The sequence below is a fragment of the Bacteroides sp. LFL-34 genome (assembly GCF_027257075.1).
Classification (GTDB): domain Bacteria; phylum Bacteroidota; class Bacteroidia; order Bacteroidales; family Bacteroidaceae; genus Bacteroides; species Bacteroides ovatus.
In genome coordinates, this window is record NZ_JAPQKZ010000013.1 from 109,221 (window position 1) to 130,000 (window position 20,780).

Sequence of the window (20,780 nt, forward strand, 5' to 3'; positions counted from 1 at the left end):
GAAGATAGTTTTTCGTTTTTGCCACCGCACATGTCTTTGAAACAGAATACTTTTGTATCATTAACTAGTTAACCGGTCTAAAGAGACTATTGTTAGAAATTAAAATTTCAAATCGACGATCTAATATTTAAAAACTTATCATGCAATGAAGAAAATCAGATGGAATCCAAGGTTAGTAACCTCGTTGTTTATTATTCTTTTAATGTGCACTCTCGATTGTCTTGCACAAGAAGTAATAAAGGGGTTTGTGAAAGATGGTAATGATGAACCATTACCTGGCGTATCTGTAGCTGTCAAGGGTGCAACGAATGTCGGTACCATTACAAATGTTGACGGCAAATATAGCATTAATGCCCATAAGAATGACGTATTGGTATTCTCCTATATCGGAATGGTCAGCCAGGAAGTCAAAGTAGGTAATAAGACGAATATCAATATCACTCTTAAAGAAGATGTTTCCTCGCTGGATGAAATCGTAGTGGTAGGCTATGGAACTCAAAAGCGCGGTAGTCTGACCGCCGCCATATCTACTGTCTCCGATAAAGAAATCCTTAAAGCCCCAACCATGGGAATCAGTAATATCATCGGTGCACGTGTTGCCGGTATTTCCGCCGTACAAGCCAGTGGACAACCCGGTGCGGATAATGCCTCCTTATCCATACGCGGGCAAAGTGGTATTATCTATGTTATTGACGGCATCAGAAGAAGCGCAAGTGACTTCAACGGACTCGATCCGAATGAAATAGAATCTGTGTCTGTATTAAAGGATGCATCAGCCGTAGCCGTTTATGGTCTGGACGCAAATGGAGCATTCATTGTCACAACCAAAAAGGGACAAACAGATAAAGTCACCATTAGCTATACAGGTACTGTGGGCATCAGCCAGAATGCAGAAGAACAAGAATGGCTCGACGGACCGGGATATGCTTATTGGTACAATAAAGCCCGTCTTCTACAAGGTGATACGGAAGTGTTTACTGTCGACATGGTGCGCAAAATGCGCGAGGGTGTCGACGGATGGGGAAATACCAATTGGTACGATAAAGTATATGGAACCGGTGTTCGCCAACATCATAATATTTCAGCATCAGGAGGAAGTGAAAAGATTCGTTTCTTCACATCTATCGGTTATCTGGAGGAAAAAGGAAATATAGATAAGTTCAAATACCGTCGAATGAATCTTCGTTCTAATATCGACGCACAGCTGGCTAAAGGACTTAGTCTGTCATTAGGTGTTTCGGGGCGTATAGAAAAACGGGATGCTCCCAAATTTTCTGCCGATCCGGACGATTGGATGAATATTCCCCAACAGGTATGCTACGCTTTGCCATATGTACAGGATACTTATGAATATAATGGGAAAATATACGATGTTTCAACCCCGACTTCCGGTTCTCCGGTAGCTCCTATCGCATCCATATACGATTCAGGATATAACAGGTCCAACCAATCATATATGCAGTCTAATTTCAGTCTGAAATACGACACACCTTGGCTTAAAGGATTAAGTTTAAAATTTCAGGGAGCGTACGACTTAGTTCATGGGATGACTAAACAGTTGACCAAGCCGAATGAAGTCATGATTATGGATTTACCTAATGCAGCCACTACCACACTCACCTACCATAAGGACTACAGTGTGTTGAAAGATACACCTATATTATCCGAATCGGCATCACGCGCCCAAGAGTTCACTACGCAAACCAGTATCACGTATGATAACAAATTTGGAGATCACTCGATCGGAGTATTATTGCTGGCCGAAACACGGGAACGTAATAGCAACAATCTCGGTGTAACGGGAACCGGATTAGATTTCATTCAGTTGGATGAGTTGAACCAAATCACAGGATTCACCAAAGAGGGGAAAGAGCAACCTGCTATACCTTCGGGGAGCAGCAGCCAGACACGTGTAGCCGGTTTTGTAGGTCGTTTGAACTACAATTACGCTGACAAATATTATTTGGAGGCTTCACTACGCCACGATGGTAGTTATCTGTTTGGTGGTATGAACAAACGCTGGGTCACCCTGCCCGGTCTCTCTCTTGCCTGGAGAATCAATAATGAAAAATGGTTTCATGCTACTTGGGTAGACAATCTGAAATTAAGAGCAGGTATTGGAAAAACTGCAACCAGCGGTATCCAGCCTTTCCAATGGAGAAATACGATGAGCACATCCCCCAATTCTGTAGTAATAGGCGGAGCCAGTCAAACAGCTATCTATCCGTCCGTATTGGGAAATCCCAATTTGACATGGGCGCAATGCCTCAACTATAATATCGGAGTAGATGTAACTTTATGGAATGGATTATTAGGAATGGAACTGGATGCTTTTTATAAATATGAATATGACAAATTATCTTCCGTAACCGGTTCGCACACTCCTTCCATGGGAGGCTATTATTTTTCAACTGCAAACGTAAACAAAGCAGATTATAAGGGTTTTGATGTCACTTTTACACATCAGAACAGAATTGGAAGTTTCAGTTATGGAGCCAAATTAATCTGGTCATACGCATACGGAAGATGGCTCAAATATGCAGGTGACTCTGAAAATACACCGGAATACAGACGACTGACCGGAAAGCAAATCGGTTCGAAAATGGGATTCATTGCCCAAGGATTGTTCCAGAGTGAGGAAGAGATAGCCAACTCCGCTACCATGCCCGACCGACCGGCTTATCCCGGATATATCAAGTATATGGATAGAAATGGAGACGGTATTATAACCGTCAATCAAGATCAGGGGTATGTAGGTAAAAGTTCAAGACCGACCCACACAGGTTCTTTTAATTTATTTGGTAACTGGAAAGGATTCGATTTTGATATTTTGGCATCATGGGGGCTTGGCAGCGATGTTGCATTAACCGGAGTATATACGGCAACCGGTTCATCCGGAATCCAAAGCGCTACGGCCTTCACGCGTCCATTCTATCAGAATGGCAATGCACCAGTCTATCTGGTGGCAAACTCCTGGACACCCGAAAATACAAATGCAGAGTTCCCTTGTCTGGAAATCAATCCGAGAAGTTTGAATAACGGGCTGGCCTCCACATTCTGGTATCGTAACGGAAACTATTTGAGAATAAAAACAGCGCAAATAGGATACAATTTCCCTAAAAAATGGTTGAGTCCATTGGGAGTGGAAGCTCTTCGCCTCTATGTTGAGGGATACAATCTTCTGACTTTCAGCGCTGTGTCCAAGTACAACATCGACCCGGAATCTCCAGCTGTAAACAATGGATATTATCCGCAACAAAGGACTTATACACTTGGAGCTAAAATCACATTCTAAAATATACGCTATATGAAAAAGTTATCTATTAATATATCACTCTTCTTTGTGTTGCTGACTTTAAGTTCGTGCAACGACTGGCTGGATGAAGTAAAACAAACGACTACCGTTAGTGATGAAATCATCTGGCAAGATGAAACCCAGGTTGACAAATATGTGAATAGTTTCTATCCCCTCCTGCATGATTACGGTCAATTCGGGGAGGCCCAATTCTACGGAAGTTTTACAGAAAGTCTGACTGACGCATTTAAGTATGGTTCATATACGCTAGGACACAGAGCCGGCCATCCTAATCTTTATGTACTTACACCGGATGCTATCTCTCCGGATAACTGTCTATACAGTATCTGGCTACGTTCAACAGCATACAAACAGATCCGAGAAACAAACCAATTTCTATCTCTACAAAGAAAATATTCCGAATTTTCAGCAGACAGAAATAAGCTTTGGGAAGCTCAAGTACGCTTTTTCCGCGCATTTGTATATTTCCAGTTAGCCAAAAGACATGGAGGTGTCATCTTGTATGACGATCTGCCGGTATCAACTAATAAAGCCCGCAGCAGTGCTGAAGAAACCTGGCAATTCATAGCCGACGATCTTGATTTTGCAGCCAATAATTTACCCAAGGAATGGGATGCGGCAAATAAAGGGCGTATCACCAAAGGAGCAGCCTATGCTCTGAAATCGAGAGCAATGTTATATGCCAAACGTTGGCAGGATGCCTATGATGCTGCTAATAATGTAATTGCACTCAAACTATATGGTCTGACGGACAAATATGAAGATGCATGGAAAGGGAATAATAAAGAAGCGATTCTGGAGTTTGATTATGATGCTGCCAACGGGCCTAATCATCTTTTCGACCGGTATTATGTACCACAATGTGATGGTTATGACAATGGTTCAACAGGAACTCCTACCCAGGAAATGGTAGAATGTTATGAAAGCAAAAATGGAGAAAAGATAGACTGGACACCCTGGCATGGCATTACTGATGAGACTCCTCCATACGACCAACTGGAACCTCGCTTCGCCGCAACTGTAATCTATAGAGGATGTACCTGGAAAGGGAAAAAGATGGATTGCAGTCTTGACGGAAAGAATGGTGTGTTTATGCCTTACCGGGAACAGGGTACTTCATACGGCAAAACCACAACCGGTTATTTTTTAAGGAAATTGTTAGACGAAACGCTGACAGACGTCAAAAATGGGAAAAGCGCCCAACCGTGGGTTGAAATTCGCTATGCCGAAGTTTTATTGAACAAAGCGGAAGCAGCTTATCGACTCAATAAGATCGGGGAAGCCCAAAGTGCAATGAATGAGGTACGCGCCAGAGTAAAAGTGAATTTACCGGGTAAATCCTCTACAGGCGAGGCTTGGTTCAAAGATTACAGAAATGAAAGAAAGGTTGAACTAGCCTATGAAGGGCATTTATTCTGGGATATGCGTCGTTGGGAATTAGCCCATATTGAATACAACAACTATCGCACACATGGCTTTAAAATCATTGGTGCTACCAATACCTACGAATATGTTGATTGCGACGGACAGGACCGCAAGTTTATAAAGAAATTATATGTCCTTCCTGTACCGTCTGAAGAATTGAAGAATAACTCATTGATTGAGCAATATGATGAATGGAAATAACAATAAAACTCTTAGAACAATGAAAAACAAAATTATATCAATCATCCAGGCATTAGTTCTTCTATGGGGAGTAACTAGTTGTCACAGTCCTGAAGAGTTGGGTTCTGACATTCAACGCGAAGGTATCAACAGCATCACTGCATCGTTTCCGAACGATGACAGCAGCGAAAATAGTTTCAAAGGTGAGATAGATTATACCAATCATTCAATCACATTTGTTTTCCCATACAATTATCCCAAATTGTCGGATAATGTATTGCCGACCTCTGCACTAAAACGGGTAAGATTGAGTGCCAGTTTAGCGAATAATGTCAGTGTAACTCCACCATTACTTTATATGGATCTTACCCAAGACAACTATATCACAGTGAAAGATCAGACCTCCGGGACTAGTACCGAATTCAAAGTAATAGGTGAAATCCGTAAGAGCAACGAATGTAGTATCACCAAATTCGATATTCCTGCCATAGGGCTATTGGGAGTCATTAATGAAAACGAAAAAACAATTTCATTAGTAACCATAGATAATGTAGGGGAGCAGATAGCTAACATTGATATCTCACATGGAGCAACATGCAGTCCCAACCCCGAAACAGAAGCACTAGACTATGAACAAGAACAGACCATTGTTGTCACAGCACAGAATGGTATAGATAAAGCAACATATACGGTAAAAAAAGATATTCCGCAAAAAACTGTTGCAGGTATTCGCCAAGGAAGCGGTAAGCTATTATGGTCTAAAAGACTATCTGAAATAAGCGGTATTCTGCTACCGGGTAAAGTAACCGGACTTGCAGTAGTCGACAAATATGTTGTCATCAACGAACGTGCCAATGATCGTGCCATTTACTTAAATAGCCAGACCGGAGAAATAGCAGGTTCTATGGATATCAGCCAATTTGCCGGTGACAATTCAAACTTCCATGCAACAGCAGATCGGGGAAATAATATTTTATTCTGCAGCTATACTCCATCAGGAGGTACTTTCACCGTATGGAAAGCTAATGGAGTGAATGAGAAACCACAGAAATATATTGAATATAAAACTGGCACTAATATAAGATTTGGTTGGAAGATCTCTATCCAGGGAGATTTGGATGCCAATGCCCTTATCACAACTCCAGTATTCCAAAAGGATAGTAAAGTGCAATTCGCCCGTTGGCGTGTCATAAATGGTACTTTACAATCACAAAGTCCGGAATTTGTCATTATGAGTTCCTCTCTACTGACTTCAAACTGGATTAAATGGGCGGATGTGATTTATGCTGATGACACCGATACTCAAAGTGACTATTTCTTGGCCAGCCATGTCACAGATACTTCTGCCAAACGCTATTTCTACTGGTTTAAAGGAACAGACAATAGCATAAAAGCGGCAAATACGGGTGCTCCGGGTAACACAATTATCAATGCCGTAGACTATGCCGTGTTCAACAAAGTACCTTATATCATTTACAATCATGTAAATAGTTTCAACTATGCCGTAACTGGTTCTGATGCTGTCCGTATGTATGATCTTAGTAGCGGCTCGTTCGACAACCAAATAATAGTATGTCCGGACAAGATATATGGAGGTCTCGAGAATTCCGGTCAAAACACCGAAGGAACCGGAGATGTCGTATTTAAAGTTGCCAAAAATGGTTATTATCTATACGTTTATCTCGTATTCTCTAATGGAGGCATCGCCTGCTACCAATATGACTGTATTGATATGTAATACAAACAACCAGTAATCAACCTTATAATATACCACTAAATATGAAATTAAAAAATTTATGGTTAATAGCAGTTGCAATACTCATATACGCTTGCAATGCAGAAGAAACGAGATCATGGGAAGTTACTTTTGATCCAAATAAGCCCAAAGATCCAAATGAACAAAGCATTATTAATGTGGCGGCAGGCAAATTCTATAAAATGAATGTTGTAGCCAACAGTGCCTATGCTGATAAAGCCCCTCTTGATCCCTGGACATCCGGCACCAAACTGACGGATGAGGAGACCGGTACCCTCTCGACTAAAAACAGAGGAGTCGGTTGGGATGCACAAACTGTAGAAGTAATAATTGATTTGGGATCATTACGCAATATCACAGAAGTATCAGTACATGCTATTTCCGATCCGACATCACAAATTGTATTCCCTACTCAAATAGAAGTATCAACCAGCAAGGACAAAAGCCAATGGGAAAAAGCAGCCTCACCAATTACCTATTCCGACAGCAACGGAAAGTCGGACGCTTGGGGAAAAACAGACTTTAGTAATGTAGCATGCAGATATGTGAAAGCGACTCTCAAATCTTCAGCTTCCACCAGTACGATGATGCTCATCGACGAAATCAAGGTAATGGGAGAATTTCATAATGACATGAAGTACGTCCCCGAAAAAGGGTGTTATCATGGAGCATTCCCACCATTATACGGATTCGATCCGGAAGACCGCGAAGGAAGTACTGACCAGTGTGCCGTTGCCTTATTTGAAAAATTGGTGGGAAAGCAACTATCTATGATCTTATGGTATCAGAATATGGAACCGGGACGAAATTTCAGCGAAATGCAAACAGTACGTGAGAAATACTGGGGAAAAAACTATCAGGGCAAATACCGATTCTTCCTTTACGGATGGCTGCCCGTCATTCCCACCCAACAAATGGCAAATGGCGAACTCGACGATTTTCACAAATCATACTTCGCCGAAGTGGCTGCCCAAAAAGTACGTGACATGGGACCTATCTGGTTCAGACCAGCCAATGAAATGAATGGAAGCTGGACTCCGTATTACGGAGATCCCACAAACTATGTCAAGGCTTGGAGACGTATGTATAACATTGCAGAACAGTTGGGTGTCACTGCCTACAATGTCTTCGTATGGTCACCCAACAGTGTAAGCATGCCGGGTACGGAAGCAAACGCAATGAAAAACTATTATCCAGGAGATATGTATGTAGATTGGCTGGGAGTAAGCTGTTATCCACCATCGCTTAGTGCTACTTATCCGGAAGATAGAAGATATCCGCTCACGCTGATGCAAGGCATCAAGCAGGTATCGGCAGACAAGCCTATCATGATTAGTGAAGGAGGATACTCCAGTACATGCGACCACCAGAGATGGGTAAGAGAATGGTTTAAGCTGAAGGATGAAGAGCCACGTGTCAAGGCCGTCGTATGGGAGAATCACGAAAATGCAGAGAATGGTGACCGCCGTCTGCAAAGTGACCCTCTGGCACTTGAACTGTACAAGGAACTCGTCCAGGATCCTTACTGGCTTGATCTGATCCCGGATGCTGTGTACAGTGAAATTGAAACAAGAAAAAATAACTCAAAATAATCAAAGACAACAAGTATTCTAGTATGAAAAGACTGACTCCATATAGCTGGCTGATTCTGATTATATTCTCCTCCTGCCTGACTGGTAATAAAGTAGCAAGTACTGATAAACAGATAGAAAGTTTATTATCGCAAATGACTTTGGAAGAGAAAATTGGAATGTTGCACAGTAACACGATGTTTTCAAGTACCGGTGTTCCGAGGCTTGGCATCCCCGACCTGCACTACTCCGACGGACCTCACGGAGTAAGATTTGAGGGAGTAGCCAATGGGTGGGAATCCGCCCGATGGGATAACGACGCATGTAGCTATCTACCTGCATTAAGCGCCTTAGCATCTACTTGGAACCGTGATCTGGCACAGCTATATGGAGAAGTTCTTGGAGCTGAATGTAAAGCACGCGGTAAGCATGTAAGTCTGGCTCCGGGAGTCAACATTCACCGTTCCTTACTCAATGGACGTAATTGGGAATATTTCAGCGAGGATCCTTTCTTCTCCGGTGAACTGGCTGTTCCATATATACAAGGAGTACAGTCACAGGGAGTAGCCTCTTGTGTGAAGCATTTTGCTCTGAATAGCCAGGCATACAACCAGTACAAAGTGAGTGTAGAAGTAGACGAACGCACCTTACACGAAATTTATCTTCCGGCTTTTGAAGCTGCCATACAACGAGGTGGAGCCATGGCAGCCATGGCGGCATATAACAAGGTTCGAGGGTTGTGGTGTACGGAAAGTCCTTATCTTCTTGATACTTTACTTCGTGATGAACTAGGATTTGACGGATTAGTCGTATCAGACTGGAATGCAGTCCATAACACAGAGCGAACAGCTCTGTGTGGTATGGATGTCGAAATGGGAACAAGCATCAAAGAAAATGGGAAATATGCTTTCAATAAATATTATTTAGCCGATCCTTTATTGAAGAAAGTACGTAATGGAGAGATTCCGGAAGAAGCTGTCAACAAAAAAGTACGTAATATTCTGAAATTGATGATTCGACTTGATTTAATAGGACAAGCTCCTTATGACACCACAGGCATGGCAGCCAAACTTGCAATACCTGCCCATACTAAGGCTGCCAGAGAAATAGCGGAGGAATCATTGGTATTATTGAAGAATTCCAAAGATATGCTACCACTAGACCCGGCACAATACAAGAATGTCGCAGTGATTGGCGCAAATGCAACCGAAGTATTTGCAGCAGGAGGTGGCAGTACAAAACTCAAAGCCAAATATGAAGTCACTCCTTTGGAAGGGCTACAAAATCTTTTAGATGGAAAAGCCCGGATCGAATATGCCCCCGGTTATCAATTGAGTAAAAAGGCGTATAAGGTTGGTCATTGGTTCACGAACGAATTTGATAAATTCGATGAAGAGTTATATAAGAAAGCAATCAATACAGCTGCTCAAGCAGAATTGGTAATCTATATAGGTGGAACCTCCCACGAACATGGTTCTGACTGTGAAGGGTATGATAAGCCGAATTTAAAGCTTCCCTACCAACAGGACAGATTATTAAAAGGTATCCTGGAGGTTAATCCCAACACTGTAGTGGTACTAATCTCCGGTGGCCCCGTCGAGATAGGAGAATGGTATAATGATGCTACGGCATTACTGCACGGCAGTTTTCTAGGGATGGAAGGAGGAAATGCACTAGCACGTACATTGTTTGGAGAAGTCAATCCTTCGGGAAAACTGACTACTACCTGGTGTAAGCGTCTGGAAGATATGCCTGATCACGTATTTGGAGAATATCCGGGTATAAACGACACCGTCCGTTTCAAGGAAGGGCTTATGGTCGGCTACCGCTACTTCGATACTTACCGTGTAGTCCCCCAATTTGAATTCGGTTATGGATTATCTTATACCACTTTTACTTATTCAGACATAAAGATGAAATCTGTATGGAAAGAATCGGACACAGAGTTTGCCGTATCATTCACCATTACTAACACGGGAAAACGATATGGCCAGGAAATTGCACAGTTATATTTGCATCAAAACAAATGTTCTGTAGAACGCCCGTTTAAAGAGTTAAAAGGGTTCACTAAGGTTGGCTTAAAACCGGATGAATCCAAACAAGTCACTATCAAGTTACCACGCCGCGCCTTACAATACTACGATACCGAAAGTAAACGCTGGAAAGACGAACCGGGTATGTTTACAGTATTAATAGGCGCATCGTCACGGGACATCAAATTACAGAAAGATTTCGAACTGAAAAAATAAAAACACATGGGAAACAATAACCTTATAAGCAGCAAAAAGACATACTACATATCAATTGCAATTCTGGCAGGGATGTTCTTTATCTTCGGATTTGTGTCGTGGGTCAATGCCATACTGATTCCATACTTCCGCATATCCTGTGAACTGACACATTTCGAATCCTATTTTGTCGCCTTTGCATTTTACATCGCCTACTTTGTAATGGCTATCCCCTCGGGAGTACTTCTCAAGAAAGTGGGATTCAAGCGAGGTATTATGTATGGTTTTATGCTTACCGCCTTAGGAGCTTTCTTATTTGTTCCGGCAGCATTAGCCCGTCAGTTCGAGATATTTCTGGCCGGTCTGTTTTCCATCGGCACCGGATTAGCCATATTGCAAACTGCCGCTAATCCTTATGTCACTATTATCGGTCCTATTGATAGTGCCGCCAGACGAATCAGTATTATGGGAATATGCAATAAATTCGCAGGTATCGTCTCACCGCTCATATTTGCTGCATTGATATTAAATGTTACCGACAAGGAGCTTTTTGCCACTATAGAATCGGGGACTTTAGACATAGTCACAAAGAACGCTATGCTTGACGAATTAATACAACGCGTCATTGTGCCTTATGCTGTTCTAGGCGTTATTTTACTGCTTACCGGTATCGGTATCCGTTACTCCATTCTGCCTGAAATCAATACAGACGAAGAAAACAGCACGGAAGATACAGGTAGCCACCATCACACCAGAAAAAGTATTTTCGACTTTCCTTACCTTATCTTAGGAGCAGTGGCTATATTTCTTCATGTAGGAACACAGGTTATCGCAATTGATACAATCATCAATTATGCCAATTCGATGGGTATGGACCTGCTTGAAGCTAAAACTTTTCCCTCATATACATTGGCCTGTACTATGATTGGTTACCTCCTAGGAATCCTGTTAATACCCAAATATGTTTCACAAAAAAATGCACTTATAGGTTGTACCATCATCGGATTACTCCTTTCATTCGGAGTTGTATTTGCAGATTTTGAAGTAACTCTGTTCGGTCATCATGCCAATGCCTCCATTTTCTTTCTGAATGCATTGGGTTTCCCAAATGCTTTAATCTACGCAGGTATCTGGCCACTTTCCATTCATGGACTGGGGAAATTCACCAAAACCGGTTCCTCTCTTCTTATCATGGGATTATGTGGCAATGCCATTCTGCCTCTGATATATGGTCATCTGGCAGATATGTATAGTCTGCGTTTCGGTTATTGGGTATTGATTCCCTGTTTTTTATATTTGGTTTTCTTTGCAGTTAAAGGTCATAAAATAGACTCCTGGAAATAAATTAAAAACGAAATAATATGGAAAGACTCATCATAACAAATGGAAAACTCATTCTACCAACAGGCATAAAAATGGGGCAAACATTGATATGCGAAAATGGAAAAATTGAGCAGATTATTCCCAATGGAAGCTATCAGCCGCTCGTCGGTGACAAGGTAATAGACGCCCGTCAGAATTATGTTTCACCAGGATTCATCGACATGCATATCCATGGAGGAGGAGGACATGACTTCATGGATGGTACTATCGAAGCTTTTCTCGGAGTGGCCGAGACACATGCCAAGTATGGTACTACCGCAATGGTTCCCACCACACTTACTAGCACTAACGAGGAGTTAATGACGACGTTTACCGTATATCGGAAAGCCAAAGAAATGAATATCAATGGTTCGCAGTTTATCGGTTTACATTTGGAAGGACCTTACTTTTCACCGAAACAATGTGGTGCGCAAGACCCGAACTTCCTGAAAAAGCCGCAAGCAGAAGAATATAATGCCATTCTGGAAGCCTCAAAAGATATTATCCGTTGGAGCGTAGCTCCAGAGTTGGAGGGTGCTCTAGCACTAGGGCAAACTCTGCAACAACATCATATTCTGCCCTCCATCGCTCATACCGACGCGATTTATGAAGAAGTTGAGAAAGCCTTTACAGCAGGTTATACACATGTGACCCACCTTTATTCGGCCATGTCATCAGTGACCCGCAAAAATGCTTTCCGCTATGCCGGAGTAGTAGAAGCCGCCTACTTGATTGAAGATATGACAGTGGAGATTATTGCCGATGGCATACATCTTCCGAAACCCCTGCTCCAATTCGTATACAAGTTCAAAGGAGTTGATAAAACAGCCCTCTGCACTGATGCCATGAGAGGAGCGGGTATGCCGGACGGTGAATCGATATTAGGTAGCCTCAACAACGGTCAGAAAGTCATTATCGAAGACGGAGTGGCCAAAATGCCGGATCGGAAAGCTTTTGCCGGTAGTGTTGCAACAACCGACCGACTGGTTCGAACCATGATATATTTAGCCGGTGTTCCTCTCATTGACGCCGTCCGTATGATGACCCTGACGCCCGCCCGTATTCTTCATATTGACAAAGAAAAAGGTTCTTTAGAAATCGGTAAGGATGCCGACATAGTCATTTTTGATAATCAAATAAATATAAATAATACAATATTAAAAGGCCATGTTATCTATACTAAATGAAACTAAGACCAAAGTTTTTCAGCAGGAACAATTAACAGTTCGAATTTTCCCGTCCATTCAAGAGATGGGCAGTGTAGCCGCAAAAGAAGTCGGCGACCAAATTTGTCGCTTATTGGAAAGCAAACCGGAAATAAATATGATTTTCGCCGCTGCCCCCTCACAAAATGAGTTTTTGAGTCATCTGATTCATGACAAACGCATCGACTGGACCAGAATAAACGCTTTTCATATGGATGAATACATCGGTATACATCCGGAAGCCCCACAAAGTTTTGGACATTTCCTTAGAATTCGTATCTTTGACAAAGTTCCTTTCAAGAAAGTCAACTATCTGAATGGTCTGGCGGAAAACCTTGAAGAGGAATGTCAGCGATATGCAGACTTGCTGACTAAGCATCCGGTTGACATCGTTTGTTTGGGAATTGGAGAAAATGGGCATATTGCTTTCAATGATCCGGATGTAGCAGACTTTAATGATCCCAAACTTGTGAAAGTAGTTGAACTGGACCCAATATGTCGCCAACAGCAAGTCAATGAAAAATGCTTCAAGACACTAGACTTAGTACCCAAAGAAGCTTTAACACTCACGATACCGGCTTTGCTAAAAGCTGAATGGATGTTTTGTATCGTCCCGTTCAAAAATAAAGCTCAAGCAGTCTATCAGACTGTTTATGGTGAAGTTTCAGAAAAATGTCCGGCCAGCATATTGCGAAGAAAAGAAAATTCTTCGTTATATTTGGACCCGGAAAGTGCAGAAAGAATTAATTTATAAAGGATTATGAAAAACAGAATCTCACTTCTTATACTACTGGCTATCAGCTTCAGTATACACGCACAAAAAGTTATGCGGATCGGAATTATTGGTCTGGACACATCCCATTCCACCGCTTTCACCGAATTGATTAATAGTGGTTCGGATGAGACCTTTTCCAAAGGTTTTAGGGTAGTAGCAGCGTATCCGTACGGTTCAAAGACTATTCAATCCAGTTACGAACGAATCCCCGGATACATTGAAAAGGTCAAAGCAAATGGCGTGGAAATCACCTCATCAATAGCAGATTTACTGGAAAAAGTAGACTGTGTCCTTTTGGAAACCAATGACGGCAGACTACATTTGGAACAAGCCGTCGAGGTATTCAAATCAGGTAAGATATGCTATATTGACAAACCTGTCGGAGCTACTTTAGGAGATGCAATCGCTATTTATGAAATGGCAGAAAAATACAATGCACCTGTTTTTTCCTCTTCTGCTCTTAGATTTACTCCTCAAAACCAGAAATTAAGAAATGGAGAATTTGGCAAAATCCTTGGAGCCGATTGTTATTCTCCTCACAAAGTGGAGCCAACGCATCCGGATTTCGGTTTCTATGGCATTCATGGAGTAGAAACATTATACACAATTATGGGAACAGGATGCGAATCAGTCAACCGGATGTCTTCAGATAGAGGGGATGTAGTAGTAGGACGATGGAAAGATGGTAGAATCGGAACTTTCAGAGCGATTATAAAAGGACCGCAAATTTATGGTGGAACTGCCTATACTTCAAAAGGAGCAGTAGCCGCAGGAGGTTACCAAGGTTATAAAGCGCTTCTTGAACAGATTCTTAAATACTTTCAAACAGGAATCTCTCCTATCTCCAGAGAAGAAACAATTGAAATATTCACTTTCATGAAAGCATCCAATATGAGTAAAGAAGAGAATGGAAGAATTGTCACATTGGAAGAAGCTTACCAAAAAGGATGGAAAGACGCCCGGAAATTAATCAAAACCTATAATAAATAAGAAAATGAAATTTATATATAAAGGAATCGGGCTTATATCAATCTTATTTATAGTTTCTTCATGTTCTTTCTCCAAGAAACAGATTATGAATAAGGCGGAAGCCAATGATTCATGTAAAATAGAAGTAGTGGTTCTCGATCCCGGACATTTCCATGCCAGCCTACTTCAAAAAGAGACATTGACAGATGTCAGTGACACCATCCGGATATATGCCCCCGAAGGAATAGCCGTCAACCAATATCTGGAAAGCATTGATTCTTATAATCAGCGGGCGGAATCTCCTACGACATGGAAAAAACAAGTATATACCGGAGATGATTATCTCCAGAAAATGCTTGCCGATCATAAAGGTAATATAGCAGTATTGGCCGGAAACAATCAGAAAAAGACGCGCTATATCATGGAGTCTATCAAAGCCGGATATCATGTCCTTGCCGATAAGCCACTGGCTATCAATCCACAGGATTTCAAGTTATTGACAGAAGCCTATCAACTCGCCAAAGAAAAGAATCTTCTTTTATACGATCTGATGACGGAACGTTATGATATCCTCAATATCATAGAAAAAGAGCTTTTGCATCAGACGGAATTATTCGGAGATTTACAAAAAGGTTCACCGGACAATCCATCTGTCATAATGGAAAGCGTGCATCATTTTTTCAAGACAGTTTCTGGCAAGCCATTAATTCGCCCGGCATGGTATTATGATGTAGAGCAACAAGGAGAAGGGATTGCAGATGTTACAACACATCTGATCGATCTTATCAACTGGCAATGTTTTCCTGATAAAACGATTCATTATCAATCGGATGTCACCGTGAATGCCGCCAAACACTGGGCAACTCCAATTACATTAGCAGAGTTCAGTCAATCGACACAAGTCGATTCTTTTCCCGCTTATCTTAATCGATACATAAAAAACGATGTATTGGAAGTGATGGCAAACGGAAGTCTCAACTATACCGTTAAAGGGATTTGTATAGGAATAAAAGTCACATGGCATTATACTCCACCCACTAACGGAGGAGATACATTTACTTCCATAAAGAAAGGAAGTAAAGCCACTTTAAAAATCGTTCAGGATGAAAAAAATGGATTTGTAAAAGAGCTATATATACAGAAAGAACCGGACATTGACAATAGGACATTTGAAGCTCAATTGCAAAAAACAGTGGAACAGCTTCAAATAACTTATCCGTTCTTATCTGTCAAAAACAAAAAGAATGGAACTTATCTGATTGACATACCACAGGAAAAACGATTAGGACACGAAGAACATTTCAGCAAAGTGGCAAAGGCTTTCCTGCATTATGTACACAATCAGGATATGCCGGAATGGGAAAATGAAAATACACTAGCTAAATATTACATTACTACTACTGCTGTAGAAATGGCAAAGAAAGGAAACAAATAAACAAAACAATAGGTGTTAGAAACAAGATGCAAATATTATGAAAATGAAGCCATGTTTCATGGCTTCATTCCTCATATCATGGGGACCCGATTCGATATCCTGCTCATTCATTCCGATATCGACCGATTGAATACACTTTGGGCAGATATCGCCTATGAGCTGGAGCGATTGGATAAAATATTAAATCGTTTTGATCCTCATAGTGAAGTTTCCAAGATTAATAATCATGCTTCTCAAAGCAAGATTCAAATCAATAAAGAGATGAAATCAATCTTACAGCTTTGCTCATACTATTATGAGACCACTTCACACTTATTCGACATTACATTAAAAGATTTCTCCCAAATACAACTTCATGAACATTCATATATCTCCTTTACATCTCCTGATATTTCACTTGATTTTGGAGGTTTTGCCAAAGGATATGCTTTGAAGAAAATAAGAAAATTCATTGAACAGGAGAATATTAGTGATGCATTTGCTAATTTTGGAAACAGTTCGATCCTGGGTATAGGACATCATCCTTATGGAGATTGTTGGAAAGTCAGTTTTCTGAACCCGTACAATCAGTCTCTTCTAAAAGAATTCGATCTGCAGGATACAACATTATCCACTTCCGGTAATACGTTACAATATACCGGACACATTATGAATCCGCTTACAGGCATATTTAATGAACAACGAAAAGCAAGTTCTATCCTGTCCCCCGACCCGTTGGAAGCCGAAGTTCTTAGTACGGTCTGGATGATTGCCAATGAACAGGAACAAAAAAAGATTTCAGAAAAGTTCAATAATATACAAGCAACCCTATACAATTTATGATATGAAAGAACATAAAGAAAAAGGAGTAGACTTAGGACTCAGACAATTCATCAAAAGCCTAGGATACGTTGCCGGAGGAACCGCATTATTGGCGACCACTCCTTGGCTGACTTCCTGTACTCCGGAGAAACTACAAGAGATCAAGCATGAGAAAGCACGAATAGCTTTGATTGGTACCGGGTCCAGAGGACAATACCACATCCATAACCTCAAAGAAATACCTCATGCACAAATTGTTGCCGTATGTGATAATTATGCCCCCAATCTTCAACAAGCATTGGAACTTTGTCCGGATGCAAAGCCATATACGGATTACCGCAAACTACTGGAATTGAAAGACATCGATGGAGTCATCATATCCACACCACTAAACTGGCATGCACCTATTGTATTGGACGCATTAGCTGCCGGCAAACATGTCTTTTGCGAGAAAGCAATGGCACGTACCCTTGACGAGTGCAAAGCTATCTATGACACTTACAACCAGTCAGACAAGGTTCTCTATTTTTGTATGCAGCGAATGTATGACGAGAAGTACATCAAGGGAATGCAGATGATCCATTCCGGTCTCATCGGAGATGTGGTAGGTCTTCGCTGTCACTGGTTCCGTAATGCAGACTGGCGTCGTCCGGTTCCTTCACCAGAGCTGGAACGCAAGATTAACTGGAGATTATACAAAGAGAGCTCCGGAGGATTAATGACGGAATTAGCATGCCATCAGTTGGAAGTTTGTAACTGGGCAGCCAAAAAAATGCCAGAATCCATTGTGGGAATGGGTGACATTGTATACTGGAAAGACGGACGAGAAGTTTATGATAGCGTCAATGTCACTTACAGATACTCGGATGGAGTTAAGATCGCATACGAATCAATGATTTCCAATAAGTTCAACGGAATGGAAGACCAAATTCTGGGAAGTAAAGGAACCGTGGAAATGGCAAAAGGTATTTATTATTTGGAAGAAGATCATTCAACTTCGGGTATCCGGCAACTGATTGACCAGGTAAAAGACAAGGTCTTTGCCGCCATCCCGACAGCAGGTCCTAGTTGGAGACCAGAAACAAAAATGGAGTACACACCACACTTTATCATTGATGGAGATATCCACGTAAACAGTGGATTGAGTATGATCGGAGCAGACAAAGACGGTTCGGACATTATCCTGTCTTCTTTCTGCCAGTCATGTATCACCGGAGAGAAAGCACAGAATATAGTTGAAGAAGCATATTGTTCAACGGTTCTTTGTTTACTTGGAAATCAGGCCATGGAAGAACAACGCCACATATTCTTTCCTGACGAATATAAAATACCTTATATGAAATTCTAAACCATGAAAGATATTATCATCACATCCCAAAAGCTGAAACGAGAAAGAAATATCTATCTTCTAAGTTTCATACTTGCGTTTATCGTCAATGTTATTGCAATCATTGTCTATTCCCGACCATGGATCGAAGTAATTTCTCAAATCGGATATGTGATTGTCATCAGCATTTTCATTTATTTCATCCTATGGATTCCCCGGGGAATTCTTAGCGTCCTGATCCGTCTTTTCCGAAGAAAAAAATAAGAAATTTACGTTTTTTGAGGGAGAATTGGCGGAAATACTCATTCACATATCCTAATAACAACCTAATTTTGGAGAAAAATAGATACTATGACAACAAGAAGAGATTTCATCAAAAAAACAGTAGCAGGTACAGCTGCACTTTCTTTAGGAAGCATACTTCCAGGGTTTGGTTCCAGCCGATATCAAGATATTCTGGGAGCTAATGAGAAAATACGTATCGGAGTTATTGGCGTAAATTCCAGAGGCAGTGCTCTCGCGCAAGGATTTGCCAAACAACCCGATTGTGAAGTAACTTACATTTGCGATGTAGACTCAAGAGCACTTGAAAAATGCCAGGCTGCGATTCACAAACTGACCGGACGGACTCCTAAAGGAGAAAAAGACATACGCAAAATGTTAGAATCCAATGAGTTTGAGGCAGTAGTAATCGCCACTCCGGACCATTGGCATGCTAAAGCAGCCATTATGGCTATGCAAGCCGGCAAACACGTTTATCTGGAAAAACCAACTAGCCACAATCCGGCAGAAAATGAAATGTTGGTTAGAGCCACTTTAAAATACAATCGAATCGTTCAGGTTGGCAATCAACGCAGATCATTCCCGAATGTAATCAAAGCGATGGAGGAAATCAAGTCCGGCACCATCGGAAAAGTGAGATATGCCAAATCATGGTATGTCAACAACCGTCCTTCTATCGGAACAGGTAAAGTCATTCCCGTACCGGATTATCTGGACTGGGATTTGTGGCAAGGCCCTGCCCCTCGTGTACCCGATTTCAAGGATAACTTCATTCATTACAACTGGCACTGGTTCTGGAACTGGGGAACTGGAGAAGCTTTAAATAACGGTACTCACTTTGTCGACATGCTTCGCTGGGGACTAGGTGTGGATTATCCAACCAAAGTAGATTCAATCGGAGGACGTTATCGTTTTCAGGATGATTGGCAGACGCCGGATACACAGCTTATCACTTTCCAGTTTGGCGACGAAGCATCTTTCTCCTGGGAGGGACGTAGTTGCAATACGATGCCGGTAGACGGATATGGAGTCGGTACTGCATTCTATGGAGATACGGGCACTCTTTTTATTGGTGGTGGTAACGAATATAAGATAGCAGATATCAAAGGCAAAACGATCAAGGAGGTAAAGAGTGATTTGAAGTTTGAAACCGGAAATCTCCTGAATCCTTCAGAAAAGCTGGACTCTTTCCACTTCCGGAACTGGTTTGATGCTATCCGCAAAGGTACTAAGTTAAACTCCGGAATTGTAGATGCCTGTATCAGTACCCAGCTAGTACAATTGGGTAATATCGCTCAGCGCGTCGGTCATTCATTACAAATCGATCCGGGAAGCGGCCGTATTCTCAACGATTTGGAGGCTAATAAGCTCTGGGGAAGAGAGTATGAAAAAGGATGGGAAATACGAGTTTAATTCAGCTTATTCCTCTCACTTTTAATAAGTTATTTAGAGATATGGTGTTCAAATACCATATCTCTTTCTGTTATACAAGTAGCCCCCCTGCAGTCGCTACAGCCTCATTCAAAGGAACCACCCCACAAAAAGAGCAAAGAAACTCCCCAACTGTTCTTTAAAAGTGCGAAGAGCCAATTCTATATGCTTCTCAACGGTACGAATAGAAATACCGAGTTTATCAGCAATCTCTTGGTTAGTCAGGGATTTGAAACGGCTAAGACAAAACACACTCCTACGTTTAGGCGGCATCGTATCAATCACACTTTGTACTGCTTCACGCAATTCACGATAGTCTGTAGTTGGCTCATCCGTACTTGAAGATTGCTCCAATGTCATCATGTCTTCCGTTAACACAACATGGGTATTGTATTTGGCCCGAAGATAATTGAAAACCTCCCGTTTGGAAAGTACATAAATATAGTTCTTGATTGACATCGTTTCATCCAAAGCTTCACGATGTATCCAGATCTTCATAAATACATTCTGGATAATATCTTCTGCTGCCCCTGCATCCTTCAGCATACCTCTGGCAAAAGCAAAAAAGGTGGGATAATAACGATGAAAAAGGGTCTCATAGCTCCCCATATCCCCTTCTCTCAACTGCCGTAACAACAGTTGTTCTTCAGTAACAGAAGATAAATCAGTTTTATTCATCGTTTATTCCGAAAAAGATTTCTAGGCAACAAAGCTATA

General features: G+C 41.5%; 15 protein-coding genes. 14 read left to right on the forward strand and 1 reads right to left on the reverse strand.

What is annotated here, in order from left to right:
- The first annotated feature begins 145 nt into the window (after nt 1–145).
- The 14 genes from N5O98_RS10095 (at nt 146) to N5O98_RS10160 (ending at nt 20,045) form a co-directional block, all read left to right on the forward strand.
- Nucleotides 146–3,295 (forward strand): SusC/RagA family TonB-linked outer membrane protein, encoded by a 3,150-nt coding sequence (locus N5O98_RS10095; protein ID WP_022199326.1) that lies wholly within the window; start codon nt 146–148, stop codon nt 3,293–3,295.
- Between the two features lie 12 nt (nt 3,296–3,307).
- The gene (locus N5O98_RS10100) at nt 3,308–4,942 is read left to right on the forward strand and encodes a RagB/SusD family nutrient uptake outer membrane protein (protein ID WP_022199327.1); all 1,635 of its coding nucleotides are present in this window, start codon (nt 3,308–3,310) and stop codon (nt 4,940–4,942) included.
- Between the two features lie 19 nt (nt 4,943–4,961).
- Complete coding sequence (locus N5O98_RS10105) at nt 4,962–6,659, forward strand: DUF5018 domain-containing protein (RefSeq protein ID WP_008776506.1); 1,698 nt, start codon at nt 4,962–4,964, stop codon at nt 6,657–6,659.
- A gap of 41 nt (nt 6,660–6,700) precedes the next feature.
- The gene (locus tag N5O98_RS10110) at nt 6,701–8,269 is read left to right on the forward strand and encodes a glycosyl hydrolase (RefSeq protein WP_022199328.1); all 1,569 of its coding nucleotides are present in this window, start codon (nt 6,701–6,703) and stop codon (nt 8,267–8,269) included.
- Between the two features lie 23 nt (nt 8,270–8,292).
- A complete protein-coding gene (locus tag N5O98_RS10115) occupies nt 8,293–10,497 on the forward strand; it encodes a beta-glucosidase family protein (RefSeq protein WP_022199329.1) in 2,205 nt (734 codons plus the stop codon).
- Between the two features lie 6 nt (nt 10,498–10,503).
- Complete coding sequence (locus N5O98_RS10120; protein WP_004305154.1) at nt 10,504–11,820, forward strand: sugar MFS transporter; 1,317 nt, start codon at nt 10,504–10,506, stop codon at nt 11,818–11,820.
- A 17-nt stretch (nt 11,821–11,837) separates the two neighbouring features.
- Nucleotides 11,838–13,025, forward strand: coding sequence for an N-acetylglucosamine-6-phosphate deacetylase (gene nagA, locus N5O98_RS10125; protein ID WP_004305156.1), 1,188 nt, complete (start codon nt 11,838–11,840; stop codon nt 13,023–13,025).
- A complete protein-coding gene (locus N5O98_RS10130) occupies nt 13,006–13,797 on the forward strand; it encodes a glucosamine-6-phosphate deaminase (RefSeq protein WP_004305159.1) in 792 nt (263 codons plus the stop codon). The genes nagA and N5O98_RS10130 overlap by 20 nt, the downstream gene beginning before the upstream one ends.
- A 6-nt stretch (nt 13,798–13,803) precedes the next feature.
- Nucleotides 13,804–14,808 (forward strand): Gfo/Idh/MocA family protein, encoded by a 1,005-nt coding sequence (locus N5O98_RS10135; RefSeq protein WP_008649456.1) that lies wholly within the window; start codon nt 13,804–13,806, stop codon nt 14,806–14,808.
- A gap of 4 nt (nt 14,809–14,812) precedes the next feature.
- Nucleotides 14,813–16,222 carry a putative oxidoreductase C-terminal domain-containing protein gene (locus tag N5O98_RS10140; protein ID WP_022199330.1) on the forward strand — a complete coding sequence of 470 codons (1,410 nt, stop codon included), beginning with the start codon at nt 14,813–14,815 and terminating at the stop codon, nt 16,220–16,222.
- 51 nt (nt 16,223–16,273) lie between these two features.
- Complete coding sequence (locus N5O98_RS10145) at nt 16,274–17,044, forward strand: FAD:protein FMN transferase (protein WP_118161197.1); 771 nt, start codon at nt 16,274–16,276, stop codon at nt 17,042–17,044.
- Between the two features lies 1 nt (nt 17,045).
- Complete coding sequence (locus N5O98_RS10150) at nt 17,046–18,371, forward strand: Gfo/Idh/MocA family protein (protein WP_022199332.1); 1,326 nt, start codon at nt 17,046–17,048, stop codon at nt 18,369–18,371.
- Between the two features lie 3 nt (nt 18,372–18,374).
- Nucleotides 18,375–18,614, forward strand: coding sequence for a hypothetical protein (locus N5O98_RS10155; protein ID WP_004309603.1), 240 nt, complete (start codon nt 18,375–18,377; stop codon nt 18,612–18,614).
- Nucleotides 18,615–18,701: 87 nt separating this feature from the next.
- Nucleotides 18,702–20,045 (forward strand): Gfo/Idh/MocA family oxidoreductase, encoded by a 1,344-nt coding sequence (locus tag N5O98_RS10160; protein WP_022199333.1) that lies wholly within the window; start codon nt 18,702–18,704, stop codon nt 20,043–20,045.
- Nucleotides 20,046–20,153: 108 nt separating this feature from the next.
- Here the strand turns inward: N5O98_RS10160 and N5O98_RS10165 are convergent, their stop codons facing one another.
- Nucleotides 20,154–20,741 (reverse strand): RNA polymerase sigma-70 factor, encoded by a 588-nt coding sequence (locus tag N5O98_RS10165; RefSeq protein ID WP_004309601.1) that lies wholly within the window; start codon nt 20,739–20,741, stop codon nt 20,154–20,156.
- Nucleotides 20,742–20,780 lie beyond the last annotated feature (39 nt).

Excerpts from the sequence above, each read along its gene's own strand:
- N5O98_RS10100 (WP_022199327.1), top strand. The coding sequence starts at position 3,308 with ATGAAAAAGTTATCTATTAATATATCACTCTTCTTTGTGTTGCTGACT.
- N5O98_RS10095 (WP_022199326.1), top strand. The coding sequence starts at position 146 with ATGAAGAAAATCAGATGGAATCCAAGGTTAGTAACCTCGTTGTTTATT.
- N5O98_RS10105 (WP_008776506.1), top strand. The coding sequence starts at position 4,962 with ATGAAAAACAAAATTATATCAATCATCCAGGCATTAGTTCTTCTATGG.
- N5O98_RS10130 (WP_004305159.1), top strand. The coding sequence starts at position 13,006 with ATGTTATCTATACTAAATGAAACTAAGACCAAAGTTTTTCAGCAGGAA.
- N5O98_RS10115 (WP_022199329.1), top strand. The coding sequence starts at position 8,293 with ATGAAAAGACTGACTCCATATAGCTGGCTGATTCTGATTATATTCTCC.
- N5O98_RS10110 (WP_022199328.1), top strand. The coding sequence starts at position 6,701 with ATGAAATTAAAAAATTTATGGTTAATAGCAGTTGCAATACTCATATAC.
- N5O98_RS10160 (WP_022199333.1), top strand. The coding sequence starts at position 18,702 with ATGACAACAAGAAGAGATTTCATCAAAAAAACAGTAGCAGGTACAGCT.
- N5O98_RS10120 (WP_004305154.1), top strand. The coding sequence starts at position 10,504 with ATGGGAAACAATAACCTTATAAGCAGCAAAAAGACATACTACATATCA.
- N5O98_RS10150 (WP_022199332.1), top strand. The coding sequence starts at position 17,046 with ATGAAAGAACATAAAGAAAAAGGAGTAGACTTAGGACTCAGACAATTC.
- N5O98_RS10140 (WP_022199330.1), top strand. The coding sequence starts at position 14,813 with ATGAAATTTATATATAAAGGAATCGGGCTTATATCAATCTTATTTATA.
- nagA (WP_004305156.1), top strand. The coding sequence starts at position 11,838 with ATGGAAAGACTCATCATAACAAATGGAAAACTCATTCTACCAACAGGC.
- N5O98_RS10165 (WP_004309601.1), bottom strand. The coding sequence starts at position 20,741 with ATGAATAAAACTGATTTATCTTCTGTTACTGAAGAACAACTGTTGTTA.
- N5O98_RS10135 (WP_008649456.1), top strand. The coding sequence starts at position 13,804 with ATGAAAAACAGAATCTCACTTCTTATACTACTGGCTATCAGCTTCAGT.
- N5O98_RS10145 (WP_118161197.1), top strand. The coding sequence starts at position 16,274 with ATGTTTCATGGCTTCATTCCTCATATCATGGGGACCCGATTCGATATC.
- N5O98_RS10155 (WP_004309603.1), top strand. The coding sequence starts at position 18,375 with ATGAAAGATATTATCATCACATCCCAAAAGCTGAAACGAGAAAGAAAT.